The sequence below is a fragment of the Enterococcus sp. LJL90 genome, assembly GCF_056924355.1.
On record NZ_JBXPBQ010000001.1, the window covers coordinates 251,521 to 265,691 of the forward strand.

Consider the following 14,171-nt stretch of genomic DNA (forward strand, 5'->3'; position numbering starts at 1 on the left):
GAGGAAGCTTATGAAAATTGCGGTAATCGGTGCCGGTGCGATGGGTTCTGGTATTGCTCAAACGTTTGCGGTGAAAGCAGAGTATGAAGTGATGCTCTGTGACGTAAAATTAGAATGGGCCGAAGCGGGCAAAGAGAAAATTGAAAAAGGGTTAAATCGTTTAGTTAAAAAAGAAAAAATGACGGAAGCGGATGTAGCTGCTGTGATGCAGCGGATTAGTACCGGAACGTCTAAAGATGTCGCAGATTGTGACTTAGTAGTGGAAGCAGCTGTAGAAAAAATGGAACTGAAAAAGAACATCTTTAAAGAGTTAGATGAACTTTGTAAGCCTGAAACAGTTTTTGCCACCAACACTTCTTCATTATCTGTAACCGAATTAACCAATGGATTATCGAGACCGGTTGTCGGAATGCATTTCTTTAATCCGGCACCAGTGATGAAATTAGTTGAGGTTGTTAAGGGGTTAACAACACCAACCGAAGTCGTGGACAAAATTGTTGCGATTTCTGAATCTATCGGCAAAATTCCAGTAGTTGTAGAAGACTCAGCTGGCTTTGTAGTCAATCGGATTTTAGTTCCGATGATCAATGAAGCAATCGGCATTTATGCTGAAGGTGTCGCAGATGCTGCGGACATTGATACAGCGATGAAGCTGGGAGCCAATCATCCAATGGGACCACTAGCTTTAGGGGATTTAGTGGGACTGGATGTCTGCCTGGCGATTATGGAAGTGCTAACCAGCGAAACCGGCGATCCTAAATACCGGCCGCATCCATTGTTGCGGAAAATGGTGCGCGCGAATCAATTAGGCCGTAAAACCGGCAAGGGCTTTTTCGAGTATTAATATAAGGGGTTTCGAAATGTAAAAAGGTTCTGCATAAAAAAGTAACAATGCTTGAGTTGAGTTGAATCAATGGCGGGTGGTTCCCTCATGGATTCAACTCATTTTTTTGGATTAAATTTTGAAAGACAGAGGTGAAGATATGACGACAATTGCAATTCCCGGTGGCGGCAATTCCGAAATTTTGCAGGTTGTTAAAGCTGCCAAAGATTTATACGGCGAGACAGTGCAATTTGTAATTTTTGATGAAGGAGAAAATCTCGACCCGAGCGCACCGTGGGACTATCATCAAACGAGTAAAGCTAATAGAATTCCAGAAGCCGTTAAATTTGTAGCGGCGGGCCATGGGGACATCTTAATGAAGGGAATCGTCTCCACCCATGATATTTTAAAGGAAGTTTTGCAAAAAGAATACAATCTACGGGACCAAAAACTGCTTTCCCATGTGGCAATCATGCATTTGGAACAGTTGGACCGGCCGATTTTAATGACTGACTCGGGAATGAATATTGAACCCGATGCAGAGCAGCTGAAAATGATTGTCAAAAATGCTGTCAAAGTGGCCCACCAAATTGGTATTTCTCATCCGAAAGTTGCTTTGTTAAGTTCGGCGGAAACTTATAATCCGAAAATGCCATCTTCAGTCTTAGCAACTGAAGTGACCCAATCTTTAGTGTTGGAGGATGCTACAATTTATGGCCCTTTATCATTAGACTTAGCGCTTTCGCAAGAAGCTGTGGCCCACAAACGTTTTAGCGGACCGATTGCTGGGGATGCTGATATTTTGGTGGTACCGAATATTGATGCCGGTAATGTTTTCTATAAGTCTTTGCTGTTGTTTACCAACGCAACGATGGGCGGCACCATCGTCGGTACCAAAGTACCGATTGTCGTAACCTCCCGCAGTGACTCAACTACCAGTAAATTAGCCGCTTTGGATTTAGCCTTAAAACAATTAGGAGGGTAAAATGAAAACAATCGTACTGGTGATTAATCCTGGTTCCACCTCAACAAAGGTGGCCCTCTTTGCAGAGGGCCAGCACCTCGCTGAAGAAAGCATCAGCCATTCAAAAAAAGAATTGGCACAATATAAGGGTGTGATTCAACAGAGGAGTTTTCGGGAGGCAGAAATTCAACGCTTTTTAGACCAACAGACCATCGACCAACAAGATATTGCCGCCGTTGTGGGCCGGGGCGGCTTAGTAGATCCGGTGCCTGGCGGAACTTTCTTAGTGGATGAAAAAATGCTTGCCGATATTTTGTCAGAAAAAAATGGCAGTCACGCTTCAAACTTGGGGGCGATTTTAGCCAATGATTTTGCTGAGAAATTTGGTGTGAAGGCTTATATTGTGGATCCAGTGGTGGTGGATGAGTTTACTCCAGTCGCCCGCATTTCAGGTTTGAAGGGGATTGAGCGGCGGTCGGTCGGGCATCCGCTGAATCAAAAAGCTGTGGCTAGAAAAATTTTAGCGGAAATTGGCAAAAGCTATAAGACTAGCTCAGTGGTGGTGGCGCATCTCGGTGGAGGCATCAGCGTCGGCGCCCATCAAAATGGCCGCATTATTGATTTGAGCAACGGCCTAGACGGTGAAGGTCCATACACGCCAGAAAGAACCGGCGCTCTGCCGGTAACTCCCTTCGTTGCCAAAGTTTTGCAGGAGGGATTAACTTTACCTGAAGTCAAAAAAACAATTGCCGGCAATGGCGGGTTAAGCTCCTATCTTGATGAGATTGATATTCGGGTGATTGAAAAACGGATTCAAGCTGGCGATGAAGAAGCCCAATATTATATTGACGGCATGTGCTATCAAATTCAAAAGGAAATTGGTGCGATGGCAGCCGTGCTCCACGGGAAAGTTGACCGCATAATTTTAACGGGTGGCGTCAGCTATTCAAAAAATATTGTTGCAAAAATTACCGAGGGCGTCGCGTGGATTGCCCCAGTCGCAGTCGCACCAGGCGAAATGGAAATGGAAGCCTTATATGCCGGTGCTCAGCGGGTCTTGGATGGCAGCGAGGCTGCGCAGGTGTATTGAAGATTTGCTAATCAAAATCACCCTTTGACAAGGTGATTCAGAGTGTAGAGAAAGTTGAACATTTGTTTTAAGATAGCGTCTAAAAAAACTCTTTTGCAGCAAAGCTTCACCGCTGCAAAAGAGTTTTTGATTTTTTTTTATTTACTTAAATAGCTAAAATCGGTTAATTGTTCATAGGTATATTCTTCGTCAATCTGGCCTTTATCTTTGGTCCAAGTGATGATTTTTTCAAATTGGTCCTGTGGTACTGCTTGGGCATAAGGGTAGTCTTCCTCTTGGCTGTCCAAGTATTGGCTCATGGCGTCAGGAAATTGATAGTTGGCCAAAATGTCTGCGTACTCTGAAGCGGCGTGCTCATTCATATAATCAATTGCTTGATTGTATGCAGTGTAAAAGGCTTTAATATCCTGTGGACGATCATCTAAAACAGCGTCCATAAACTGAATCGTGCCGCCTTTGATGCCTTGTTCTTTGGAGCTGCCTAAGACGATGGCTCCTTGAGCAGCTAACATGCTGGCCTGCGGTTCCGTATAAACGGCACCGTCGACTTGGTTATTTAAAAGGGCCTCCGAACGGGCAGAAAAAGAAGGGATGTCAACAATTTCATAGGTGAAATCATTTTCCGCTGCAAATTCGTCCATGATGTATTCTAAAATAAAATTTGGTACTAAAGTAACAGTTTTATCCGCTAGGCCACTCATTTCCGTGATACCAGAGTCCGGTGAAGCCAAGACTTTAAAATCTTCTAAAATGTTTGAGGTAATTGTTAAGTCGGTGCCATTCTTTTTAAAGGTAGCTTCTGTCATGACATCGCTGATGGTGCCATCAATTTCCTGGGCTTGAATGGCAACGTTGCGGTCATTTGGCGAGGAGAAAGATTTGATTTCGACATCTAGACCTAGGTCAGAAAAGTAGCCTTCTTCCTTGGCCAAAATAATTGGAATTGCTGATTCGGATGGCAGAATGCCGACATTCAAAGTTTGGTCGGTGACCGCTGCTTCACTGGCAACGGTAGTGCTGTCAGTTGTGTCGGTGCTATCTGCAGTATCGGAACCACAGGCGCTTAACACACCGATTCCCAATAACATAATCCCCAAAGTACCCCAAATTTTTTTCATTTTTCTTGATTCATTCCTTTCCTTTGTCTAAGTTGTTTTTTTTAAAATTATTTTGTAATCAGTCGGCTGGAGCGGCCATTAATTCTTTAAAGGTTGCTAGCGACATCGCTGCCGGAATAACATCCCGCTGCAACTCTAATGGATTGGTCGCCGCTGTGTTGTAGCCAGGCTTGGTAGTAAAGGCTAATTTAAAAGCCATCTCTTCTAAAGAAGTAACGGTTTGTTGATCATATAGGCCAAAGGGATAGGCGAAAACATCTTTATGCTGAATAATCTCAGCTTGATTGGCCAAAGCAACATCCGCTTTAAAATCTGCTGGTGTTTTCCACATTGATTTGGCCGCTGTCGTTCCTCGACGCTGATGGAAATGGGCCGTGTGATTGGCGTATTCAAAGACTTCTGCCATCGCTGTTAAGTCTTCGGGACTCAAAACTTTTGAAACATCCGCTTGATAAGCGGCGGGCTTTGGAAAAAGCCAGCCAGTGGCTACAAAGACGCTAGCCTTGACTCCGGCGGCTTTTAAAACGGGATAAGCGTATTCCTTTAAAGATTGGAAGCAATCGTCAAAGGTTAACAGGACCGACTTTTCCGGTAGCGGAGTTTGTTGTTGATAAAAAGCTTTCAGCTCAGTAAGAGTTAAAAGATGATAGTTTTTTTCCACGAGATAGTTTATTCGTTCTTCAAAAAGCGGTAAACTATCAAAAAGAGGCAACGGCAGCGCATCTTGGTAGCCATCGTGGACAATGATGGGGCGCTGCTGGCCGTTCAGTTCATTTTGCGGCCGAATTTCGTGGAAGACTAGAGTTCTAAACACGCATTTCACCTGACTTTCTTAGATTCATTTCGGATAACAGTATAGCATAGAATCAAGCTGATTTTTGTAGTTTTATTCACGAGGAGTTTAAAAATGGTAATTGAGTTTAACAAGGTTTCCTTTCAATATGGCGAAAAAAAAATTCTAGAAGAGCTGTCTTTTAGTTTTGAAGCAGGACGGAGCTATGTCCTACTGGGGCGTTCAGGTATTGGCAAAAGTACATTACTGTCTTTGCTGAAGGGCTTTGAAAAGCCGGTAGCCGGCGAAATTATTTATCAGGGAACGACGCCTGAAGCGGTGGAGATTGTCTTTCAAGATTTATTTTTATTTCCTTGGCAGACAGTTTTTCAAGGGGTCGAGCTGCCGTTGAAAATTCAGCGGCTGGCCAAGGATAAAAGACGTGAAAAGGTGAACATCCTGCTGGCAGAATTAGGCTTAACTGAGTTCAAGGAGCAATATCCGGCGGCTTTAAGCGGCGGTCAAAAGCAAAGAGTTGCGATGGCTCGTGGGTTGGTGACTAATCCCGATTACCTGCTTTTAGATGAACCGACTTCTTCTTTAGATCAGGAGACGAAGGAAATGGCTCAAGAGTTAATTTTGCGGGAGCAGCAAAAACGTACAAATACGCTGATTACGGTGACTCATGATATTGAAGAGGCAGCCTATCTGGGGGAAATCATTTTAATTATGGCGGCTGGCCAGCTACAGGTTGTTGAAAATCCAGTCTTTCAACTGGAAAATCGGCGAGAAGATTTAGCTTTTTACGAATTCTGTATTTACTTAAGAGCTTTGTTGAAGGGGGCCGCCCATGAATAAATCAAAAATAAGCGTCTTGGTGTTTGGCGTATTATCGACGCTGATTTTATGGCAGCTTTTATGCCTGCTGACCAATAATCAGTCGCTGCCGAGTCCCCTGATCACCATTGTGAAAGCTTGGGAAATAAAGGGCCCACTCCTACTTCATGCCGGCGCCAGTCTCTTACGAATTCTTGCCGCTTTAACAATAGCGGTTGCCATTGGACTACCCTTTGGAATTTTTATGGGACGCAGTGAACTGGTGGATCGTTTTTTAGGCCCGCTGATTTATTTTCTTTATCCATTACCAAAAGTTGCTTTTTTGCCAGTCTTTATGATTTTCTTTGGTCTGGGAAATCTATCGAAAATTTTGCTGATTTTTGCGATTGTCTCCATTCAAGTGATTGTTTCTGTGCGGGACAGCGTCAAAAATATTCCCGCAGGCTACAATCAAGTGATGGACAACTACAACAGCAGCCAATGGCAAAAAATCCGTCTGCTGATTTTACCAGCGCTGCTGCCTAATTTATTAGCAAGCTTGCGGGTCAGTGTGGGGATTTCTTTAGCTTCACTGTTTTTTGCGGAAAATTATAATACTCGTTATGGTTTGGGCTATCTGATTTTGAGCGCCTGGACTAAAATGGATTATCCGGAAATGTTTGCCGGTATTTTAACCATCGGCCTGCTGGGCTTTTTGATTTTCAGCGGCTTAGACGTCATCGAGCGGCGCACTTGCCGTTATCGCTGAGGAAAAAACGAATAATAATTTTGACTTTAGTAATACTAAAAAAGTTGAAGCAAGCAAGGATCACTTGATTTAAAATAATAGAGGACAAGGAGCCAGTATGAAACAATATATCGCCTTTTTAAGAGGCATCAACGTCAGTGGGAAAAATAAAATTAGTATGCCGATTTTGCGGGAGGTTTTTGCGGCTGCCGGCTTTACGAAGGTTAAAACTTATATCAATAGCGGGAATATTTTGTTCAGCGCTCCACAACAAGAGCCAGCTGCTTTAGTTGAGCTGTGCCAGCAAATTATTTTGGCAGAATTTGACTTGGCGATTCCCGTCGCCATTATTTCTGTGGAGGAGTTGCAGGAAGTGGTCGCTCATGCGCCGGAATGGTGGACGACAGATAAAGAAATCGTGACCTATGCCATTTTTCTGCTACCGCCATTGACTGTGGCGGAGGTAGTGGAGGCCGTTGGTGAAATAGACCCGCAGTATGAACAGCTTTCTGTTTATCAGAATGTTATCTTTTGGTCAACTCCGCTGAAGACTTTCAATAAATCCCGTTGGTCGAAAATTGCCAGTTCAACCGTGAATCGACGGGTGACCATTCGAAATTCCCGCACCGTTTTAAAGATGCTGGAGTTGGCGGAATAGCTGCGGGCAAATAGTTTAAAATTTGCGTAGGAGAATAGCAGGAACTTTGAAATTTATGGTGGTTATTCTCAAGTGAAATCTTAAAAAATCCAGCTGACCAGTTAGCTTATCAAATGCACTTTCAAGCAATCTATGCTACGTTGAAAAGTAACAGGAACGTTAAATTGAGAAATTTTGAGGTGTAGTAAGATGCAGACAGTTGTATGGTTTCGCCGTGATTTAAGAATTCAAGATAATAAAGCTTTATACCACGCCTGCCGTGATTTGGGTCAAGACGAGCTGATTCTACTGTTTCAGGCTAATCCTGAGCAGTTTATTGAAGATAGTCCCAATCACCAGGCTTTTTTTGCCAGTGTTGGTTATTTTAAAGAAAAAATTGACGAGCAGGCTCAGCTGCAAGTGATGGTAGGCGAGCCTGTGGAGCTGTTTAAAAAATTAAAGAAGCAACTGCCCGACTGGCAACGGATTTATTATAATGAGGATACTAGCGGCTTTGGAGCTGAGCGGGATCAGGCTGCCGAGGAATTTTTCAAGGAAAATGAGATTACTAGCCACGCCTATCAAGATGCTTATCTTCACGGCGCTGATGAAATCAAAAATCAGCAGGTGGAGCATTATAAAGTATTCACCCCGTACCATAAAAAATGGGCCGAGCAGACGAAGGAGACGCCGCTGAAGGTGGATTTTCAGCCGCAAGCCGTTCAGCAAAAGGTTTTATTTCCCGAGGATGAAGAGCAGTTTAAAAAATTGCTTGAAAAACTGCCGGAAAACCAGCGACCTTTAGGGGAAGCTGCCGCCAAAAAGCGCTTGGAAAAATTTATTAAAAATTCAGTCAAAGATTATCAGAAATCTCGAGATATTCCGAGCCTAGATCAGACAAGCCATTTGTCACGGTTTTTGCGCACTGGCGAAATTTCGATTCGGACTGTTTGGCAGCTAGTGGAGGCGGCCGCTTCTTCTGAAGGCCGCAAAGTTTTCCAACAGGAGCTTTGCTGGCGGGATTTTTATAATATGATTTACAGCTTTGCCCCTAAGCAGAAAAATCAGCCGCTACAGGACCAGTTTCAGCATATTAAATGGGAGAACGATGCCGCTTTGTTTGACTGCTGGAAGCAGGGGCAGACCGGCTTTCCGATTGTCGATGCCGCGATGCGCCAATTGCAGAAAACCGGCTGGATGCACAACCGTCTGCGAATGATTGTGGCTTCTTTTTTGACGAAGGATTTGTTAATTGACTGGCGCTGGGGCGAGCAGTATTTTCAGAAAATGCTGATTGATTACGACCCCGCCAGCAATATTGGCGGCTGGCAGTGGGCCGCCTCCACCGGAACAGATGCGGTGCCGTATTTCCGAATTTTTAATCCCACGACTCAATCAGAACGTTTTGATCAAAAGGGTGATTTTATCCGGGAATATGTCACAGAGCTGGCCAATGTGCCGAATAAATTTATTCATCAGCCGGAATCCTTAAGTAAAGAAGAGCAGGAGGAGTACGGAGTAATTTTAGGAGAGGATTACCCCAAGCCCGTCGTTGACCACAAAGAGCGGCGTAAACAAGCGATATCCAAGTATGAAGCCAGTAAAGAATTTGCCAGAGAGACCAGCGAAGGAAAGCAAAAAGATGACTAAAGCTTTATTGAAAAATTTCCAGCAATCTTGGAGCCAAAATAAATACTGGGTCATGTCCCGCAGTCAGCAGGCTTATAATGAAATTCGTTTATTAGCCAAAAATAATGAATGGTGTCTGGCTAAAGATGCCCGCTACAACAAAATTCTTGCGCAATTAGAGGATAAAGAGCCGACTGTCAAGACTTTGACAGTCGCTTATCAGCATATTTGGGGCTATTTCAAAAAATCAGCCAATCCAGCAGAGCGGAAAACTTATCAGCAATTGATGACGCTATTGGCAAGTGCCCCCGCTGACGACCAATTGCCAAGCTTTTTAAAAAGCTTGGCTGAGAAGTATCATGTCGAATATTTGTTGGAGATGCGGTGGCCGGGGGAGTGAAAAATTCTTGGTTGGTTGCCATTCTTTTCCAGCTTTTCTGGTTTAATAGTTTCAGATGACTAAGCTAAATTCCCTTCGGCAAACTAATCTTCACCGTGGTCCCCACATTTACTTCGGAAAAGTATTCAATAGCGTCTTCTAGGCCGTAATATAATTTTATCCGCTGTTGGACATTACGCATGCCGTAGTGTTTGCTCCTGAAGGTGAAGATATGTTTTAGCTGTTCGTCGGTCATGCCGGCACCATTATCACTGATTTCAAAAATTAACTGCTGCTCGGTCTCATAACCGAGGATGCTGAGTTTGCCCCTTCTTTGGTCTGCGATGTGGTCGATCCCATGGAAAATAGCATTTTCAACAAAGGGTTGAATCAAAAGTGTAATAATTTGATAGTCCATCAAAGAATCAGCGACCTCTGTAACTAAGTCAAAGGAATAATTGTGCATTTTTAGCTGGATTTTAGCGTAGATGATGGTCAGTTCTAATTCCTTTGCGACAGTCAGTTTGCTTTCGCCATTGTTTAAACTAAGGCGGTAAAAATTGGATAGCAGTTGAGCCATCTCACTGATTTCCAAGTTATCAGAAACGATTGCTTTATTGTTAATCAATGACAATGAGTTATAGAAAAAATGCGGATTGATTTGAGCTTGCAGAGCTCGCAATTCGTGTTTTTGTTGTTGAATTTCACCTTTGTAGACATCGTCAATCAGCTGATTGATTTTTACAATCATATCTGAAAAACTTTCGTATAGTCGGCCAATTTCATCTTTGGATTCATAGCTAAACTGTGATTCCAAAGTTTTTTCAGGAGCGTTTTCCATATCTTGGGCTAAATTTTTAATTGGCGAGACGATAGTTCGCGAAAGAGCGAAGATGGACAAGGTCAGCATGATGACGGCTAAAATAAAAATCAAAATGGCAATAACAGCCTGTAGGAAAACTCCATAGTAGACAGAATAATTTGGTCGCGAAAAAGCAATTTCCCACTGATTAGTTAATTCAGTCATACTGGTTGAATAAGAATTATTGAAAAATTGGATGATTTTCGCAAAAAAATTCAACTGTTGATTTTCTGTTTCATTTGAAAAGGTAAAGAGCGATTGATGAGTCGCATCCGAGATAGATAGCTGATAAGGCTCTAAAGAAATCGTGTCAAAGCCTGCAAATAGGATAGGCAAGGACACTTCAAAGACGATAATATTAATATCTGTTTTTTTAGCAGAATAAATTTGAGTGTATAAATATAGTTTCTGTGTCTCAGGGTCAAAATAGTAATCATTTTCAGTGGTATTATTCAATGTAAAGTGTTGGGTAATATCATTTGCCACAATTTTTTTTACATATGTACTGTGATCATAAAGATTTATAGTGGTGTACAAGGTAACTGCCTCAATGGCGGATTGTTGGGAGGCGACTCCACGGAAAAGTGGCACAATGGTATTGGTATATAAATCGTATTGGGCAAAGTTACTAGGGTTTTCGATAGCTAAGGCTGTTGTTAAAAGTTCATTATTTGCTAAATAGGAGATGCCCTCTTCCAGTGTTGTCAATCGTAACTGTAGCTGTTGCTCTACAGAGTTCAAATTATCTTGCGTATTGGACTGTTCAGTTGTAGACATTAATTGATAGATATTGCCCACACTGAAAAAAACCAGCAGCAAAAGAGGAAAAATGCCGGATATTAAAGAGATAGCCATTATTTTTTTTTGAAAAGCAAGGTTGCGAAAGGCTGTTTTAAAGCGGTTTATCATAACTGTCTTCCTTTGTTTGTGCTAGTTTTCGATAACGCTCTGGAGTTGTTCCATTCTTCTTTTGAAATTGCTTGATGAAATAGGAATAGCTGTTAAAGCCGACTTTTTTGCTGATATCATTGACTCGAAAATGGGTATCTTGCAGTAATTCTTCGGCTTTTTTCATCCGCACATTATTTAAGTATTTGATGATTCCAATAGTTTCTTCCCGCTTAAATAAATCGCTCAAATATTTTGGAGAAAGATGGACATTTTTTGCTAAAATCTCCAAATTTAGTTCTTCAGGATAATGGTTTAAAATATAGGTCTTAGTTTCAGCCACATAATTATTGGTGGTGGAGCTTAGCGCATCACTTTGTTCGTTTAACTGAGTCAGTAATCTGTCATAGATATCAAGAATTTCATGATAGCGCTCAGACTCTAAAATTTGTTTGATTGGTTGGCGGGCTGCTATAGAGTCACTCTTGCTGACCTCAATAATCATCCGATAAAGATTGGCAAAGAAAAATTTTACAATACTTGGTGTCTCACTCGCAGATTCTTGATAGCGGGTCAGATACTCAGTCAAAAAGTTAGCAAAGCGGGGATAGTCCCGGTGCTGTAAAGCCTGCTTCAATTTTTTCATGACCAGCTCCTCTTGCTCAGGACTGGCTGTGGGTAGCTCTTTAGTGTCAGCGGCACGGCTTTCCTTTTGGTAGAAATTGAGATTGATTTGATTAGTTAACTGTTGATAAACCCTATAAAAATCATTGCTAGCGACAATTTCTTCTGAAAGTTCAGTCTCATAGTCTTCTGTTAACTGGGGCTGTAACTCTTCTAGTAGTTGTTGTTTTTGTCTTAAAGCCTCAAACTTGCTAGGGCCATTTAGTAGGTAAATGAAACGGGTCAAACTAGTTTGCAAAAATAATTTTTGCAGGCCATCACCATTAGTAACATGGCGGGCAAATCTGGCGGACTCACGCGGATTAACGTCCAAAGCTAGTAAAAACTTAGTCCCCTCTAAAATAGGTAGTATGATTTCTTTTTCAGATATCGCTAGTTGATCGATAGAGTGACCTTGAATCAGTTTCATCAAAGAATCCTGTAGAACAATGTGCTCTTTCATTTTGGCATTATTTTTCTGTTCTTTGCTTAAGGCAATCATTTTAGCCAGCTGCTGATAAAATTCCTCTGGATTGATAGGTTTCAATAAGTAGTTGACTACTTGCAAATCAAGAGCCTTTTTTACATATTGGAAGTCATCATAGCCACTAATAAAGAGAATTGGCACCAGATTTGCTTGCTGCCGCAAGGTTTCTGCTAGTTCAATGCCGTCAATAAAAGGCATTTTGACGTCAGTGATAATCAAATCAATGTTATTTTCAGCAAAAACATTCAAGGCTTCTTTACCATTTGCAGCATTATAAATCTGCCAGTCGTTTGATTGTTTTTGCAAGAGAAAGCTAAGTAATTCTCTTTGATCCAAATGATCATCCACTATTAGTACCCGCATAATCTTGCCACTCCTTTATCAGAAAAAAATTCCGTCTTTCCTTAAAAATAGTATAGACTGAATATGCAGGTGAAACAATCAAGACTAGTAATAATATCTGAAAGCGGTTTAATTAGCGGAAAATATTACATAAATCTGGAAAATCATCAGTTTTAATGGCGTAAGCGATTTCTTATACTTAGTGTATCAACTATCAGGGGGCAAGAAAATGAAAAAACGCAATGGTTTTTATTCATTACTAGCAGCATCCGTTGTCTTATTGGGAGCCTGCAGCGGCGGCACAGAAGCGGAAGAAGGTAATGTCACGGAAGACGGTAAAATTATTATGACTGTCGGACAGCAAACGCAACCAAATTCTAAATTGCCAGAAGGCGATAGCTATGGTGACAATGCCTATCGTCGAGCAATTGAAGAGGAATATGATGTCAAAATTGAGAGTGCTTTCGAGGCGGCTGTCGGGGATGATTATGATCGGCAAGTTTCCTTAGCGATTGCTTCTGGTGATTTACCCGATGTAATGACCGTTTCTTTAGATGAATTTGAGGAATTGGCTGCCAATGATTTAATTGCTGATTTAACCGATGTCTATGAGGAATATGCCAGTGATTATTTAAAAGATATTTACAGTTCCTATGATGACGCTCAATTAGAAGCAGCAACAATTGATGATCGCTTGATGGGGCTACCTGGGACAGCAACCGATTTTGGCCCAAATTTAGTCTGGATTAGACAAGATTGGCTGGATCAATTAAATATTCAGTTGGATCAAGATGGCAATCATGCCATTAGTTTAGACGAATTAAAAACTACAGCGCAAGCTTTTATCGATGCCGATATCAGCGGTACAGGCAAAACGGTTGGTTTAGCTTTAAATAGTAATTTAACCGCCGATAGCCATGGCAGCTCTGGCTATACAGCCAATGCCATTTTAAATGCTTTTCAAGCTTATCCCAAGACCTATTTGGAAACGGCAGATGGTCAATTGGAATACGGTTCTAATACACCTGAAATGGAAGAAGGCTTAGCTTATATGAAGGAGCTTTTTGATGATGGTATTTTAGATCCGCAATTTGGTACCCGTAGCGGGGACGATATTACAGCGATGCTAGTCAATGGTGAGCTAGGAATTTTACCGGGCCCTTGGCATTTATCCGATTGGGGGCTAGTCCAAGTTAAAACGGCTGATTCAACAGCAGAATTTACACCATTTGCCGTTGAAGATAGTGAAGGACAGGTCAATGCTGTCGATAAAGTAGGAGTTGGTAATTTTGTGGTTGTTCGCAAAGACTTTAGCAATCCAGAAGCTGTCGTGCAAATGATGAACTTACTGTTTGATGAAATTGCCAATTCATCTGATTTAGAAACAGAATACCCAGAGATTTATGATTATTATCAAAAAGCGGTCGATGGTTCGGTACGTCCATTGAACATTGAAATGTACAGTAATCTTAGTGAGATTGCTGATGCGGTTGAAGCGACAGAAGCGGCCGAAGGAAAACTGAACATTGATGATATCAGTAACTTTAATGTAAAAAACAATGCTTTGAAGATTAAAAACTATCTCGATGATCCAGAAAATGCTGACCCAACGGACTGGGCAGTTTATGAGTCTCGCAGTATGGCAATTGGCCAAGTGATGAATGGCGTTCGTCAAGAAAATATTTTAAATGAGGTCTATCCCGCTGTAATTTTCCAAACGATTAGAGCCAACGAACGAAATGGTGCCCAAATCGCCAAGCTTGAAGAAGAAACCTTTATCAAATATGTTACCGGTGAAGAACCATTGAGCAATTTTTCTAGTTATGTCAGCACTTGGGAAAGCCAAGGCGGTACCGAAATTCTCAATGAGATGAGTGATATTTTAGCTGAAGAGAAATAACTACATTGTGCTGTACGCAAAAGGTGATAAGAAAATCGGGAGTTCACTGTTTA

13 protein-coding genes are annotated in these 14,171 nt (G+C 41.8%); 9 read left to right on the forward strand and 4 right to left on the reverse strand.

What is annotated here, in order from left to right:
• The first annotated feature begins 10 nt into the window (after positions 1–10).
• The 3 genes from AC1Z3S_RS01140 to buk all read left to right on the forward strand — a co-directional run bounded on the left by AC1Z3S_RS01140 (position 11) and on the right by buk (position 2,877).
• Positions 11–844, forward strand: a complete 834-nt coding sequence (locus AC1Z3S_RS01140; protein ID WP_461738808.1) for a 3-hydroxyacyl-CoA dehydrogenase NAD-binding domain-containing protein — start codon at positions 11–13, stop codon at positions 842–844.
• Positions 845–983: 139 nt separating this feature from the next.
• Complete coding sequence (locus tag AC1Z3S_RS01145; RefSeq protein ID WP_461738809.1) at positions 984–1,808, forward strand: phosphate acyltransferase; 825 nt, start codon at positions 984–986, stop codon at positions 1,806–1,808.
• 1 nt (position 1,809) lies between these two features.
• Positions 1,810–2,877, forward strand: coding sequence for a butyrate kinase (buk, locus tag AC1Z3S_RS01150; protein WP_461738810.1), 1,068 nt, complete (start codon positions 1,810–1,812; stop codon positions 2,875–2,877).
• Positions 2,878–3,014: 137 nt separating this feature from the next.
• On the opposite strand, the gene AC1Z3S_RS01155 is transcribed toward buk, so the two are convergent.
• Together AC1Z3S_RS01155 and AC1Z3S_RS01160 are read right to left on the reverse strand one after the other, a co-directional pair.
• Positions 3,015–3,995 carry an ABC transporter substrate-binding protein gene (locus AC1Z3S_RS01155; protein ID WP_461738811.1) on the reverse strand — a complete coding sequence of 327 codons (981 nt, stop codon included), beginning with the start codon at positions 3,993–3,995 and terminating at the stop codon, positions 3,015–3,017.
• Positions 3,996–4,053: 58 nt separating this feature from the next.
• A complete protein-coding gene (locus AC1Z3S_RS01160; RefSeq protein WP_461738812.1) occupies positions 4,054–4,809 on the reverse strand; it encodes a polysaccharide deacetylase family protein in 756 nt (251 codons plus the stop codon).
• Positions 4,810–4,902: 93 nt separating this feature from the next.
• Here AC1Z3S_RS01160 and AC1Z3S_RS01165 point away from each other — a divergent pair, with 93 nt between their 5' ends.
• The 5 genes from AC1Z3S_RS01165 (at position 4,903) to AC1Z3S_RS01185 (ending at position 8,997) form a co-directional block, all read left to right on the forward strand.
• Positions 4,903–5,625 (forward strand): ABC transporter ATP-binding protein, encoded by a 723-nt coding sequence (locus tag AC1Z3S_RS01165; RefSeq protein WP_461738813.1) that lies wholly within the window; start codon positions 4,903–4,905, stop codon positions 5,623–5,625.
• Positions 5,618–6,352, forward strand: coding sequence for an ABC transporter permease (locus tag AC1Z3S_RS01170; protein WP_461738814.1), 735 nt, complete (start codon positions 5,618–5,620; stop codon positions 6,350–6,352). Before AC1Z3S_RS01165 ends, AC1Z3S_RS01170 begins: the two co-directional genes overlap by 8 nt.
• A gap of 97 nt (positions 6,353–6,449) precedes the next feature.
• The gene (locus tag AC1Z3S_RS01175) at positions 6,450–6,989 is read left to right on the forward strand and encodes a DUF1697 domain-containing protein (protein WP_461738815.1); all 540 of its coding nucleotides are present in this window, start codon (positions 6,450–6,452) and stop codon (positions 6,987–6,989) included.
• A 189-nt stretch (positions 6,990–7,178) separates the two neighbouring features.
• The gene (locus AC1Z3S_RS01180; protein ID WP_461738816.1) at positions 7,179–8,618 is read left to right on the forward strand and encodes a cryptochrome/photolyase family protein; all 1,440 of its coding nucleotides are present in this window, start codon (positions 7,179–7,181) and stop codon (positions 8,616–8,618) included.
• Positions 8,611–8,997, forward strand: coding sequence for a YbgA family protein (locus AC1Z3S_RS01185; RefSeq protein ID WP_461738817.1), 387 nt, complete (start codon positions 8,611–8,613; stop codon positions 8,995–8,997). Before AC1Z3S_RS01180 ends, AC1Z3S_RS01185 begins: the two co-directional genes overlap by 8 nt.
• Before the next feature lie 64 nt (positions 8,998–9,061).
• On the opposite strand, the gene AC1Z3S_RS01190 is transcribed toward AC1Z3S_RS01185, so the two are convergent.
• Both AC1Z3S_RS01190 and AC1Z3S_RS01195 read right to left on the reverse strand, forming a co-directional pair.
• Positions 9,062–10,747: a sensor histidine kinase gene (locus AC1Z3S_RS01190; protein ID WP_461738818.1), complete on the reverse strand. Its 1,686-nt coding sequence runs from the start codon at positions 10,745–10,747 to the stop codon at positions 9,062–9,064.
• Positions 10,731–12,239 carry a response regulator gene (locus AC1Z3S_RS01195; protein WP_461738819.1) on the reverse strand — a complete coding sequence of 503 codons (1,509 nt, stop codon included), beginning with the start codon at positions 12,237–12,239 and terminating at the stop codon, positions 10,731–10,733. Before AC1Z3S_RS01195 ends, AC1Z3S_RS01190 begins: the two co-directional genes overlap by 17 nt.
• A 208-nt stretch (positions 12,240–12,447) precedes the next feature.
• Here AC1Z3S_RS01195 and AC1Z3S_RS01200 point away from each other — a divergent pair, with 208 nt between their 5' ends.
• Complete coding sequence (locus tag AC1Z3S_RS01200; RefSeq protein ID WP_461738820.1) at positions 12,448–14,118, forward strand: extracellular solute-binding protein; 1,671 nt, start codon at positions 12,448–12,450, stop codon at positions 14,116–14,118.
• The last annotated feature ends 53 nt before the right edge of the window (positions 14,119–14,171 follow it).

Coding starts and splice junctions, on each gene's coding strand:
- AC1Z3S_RS01155 (WP_461738811.1), bottom strand. CDS start 3,995: ATGAAAAAAATTTGGGGTACTTTGGGGATTATGTTATTGGGAATCGGT.
- AC1Z3S_RS01165 (WP_461738813.1), top strand. CDS start 4,903: ATGGTAATTGAGTTTAACAAGGTTTCCTTTCAATATGGCGAAAAAAAA.
- AC1Z3S_RS01170 (WP_461738814.1), top strand. CDS start 5,618: ATGAATAAATCAAAAATAAGCGTCTTGGTGTTTGGCGTATTATCGACG.
- AC1Z3S_RS01200 (WP_461738820.1), top strand. CDS start 12,448: ATGAAAAAACGCAATGGTTTTTATTCATTACTAGCAGCATCCGTTGTC.
- AC1Z3S_RS01190 (WP_461738818.1), bottom strand. CDS start 10,747: ATGATAAACCGCTTTAAAACAGCCTTTCGCAACCTTGCTTTTCAAAAA.
- AC1Z3S_RS01185 (WP_461738817.1), top strand. CDS start 8,611: ATGACTAAAGCTTTATTGAAAAATTTCCAGCAATCTTGGAGCCAAAAT.
- AC1Z3S_RS01195 (WP_461738819.1), bottom strand. CDS start 12,239: ATGCGGGTACTAATAGTGGATGATCATTTGGATCAAAGAGAATTACTT.
- AC1Z3S_RS01180 (WP_461738816.1), top strand. CDS start 7,179: ATGCAGACAGTTGTATGGTTTCGCCGTGATTTAAGAATTCAAGATAAT.
- AC1Z3S_RS01175 (WP_461738815.1), top strand. CDS start 6,450: ATGAAACAATATATCGCCTTTTTAAGAGGCATCAACGTCAGTGGGAAA.
- buk (WP_461738810.1), top strand. CDS start 1,810: ATGAAAACAATCGTACTGGTGATTAATCCTGGTTCCACCTCAACAAAG.
- AC1Z3S_RS01145 (WP_461738809.1), top strand. CDS start 984: ATGACGACAATTGCAATTCCCGGTGGCGGCAATTCCGAAATTTTGCAG.
- AC1Z3S_RS01140 (WP_461738808.1), top strand. CDS start 11: ATGAAAATTGCGGTAATCGGTGCCGGTGCGATGGGTTCTGGTATTGCT.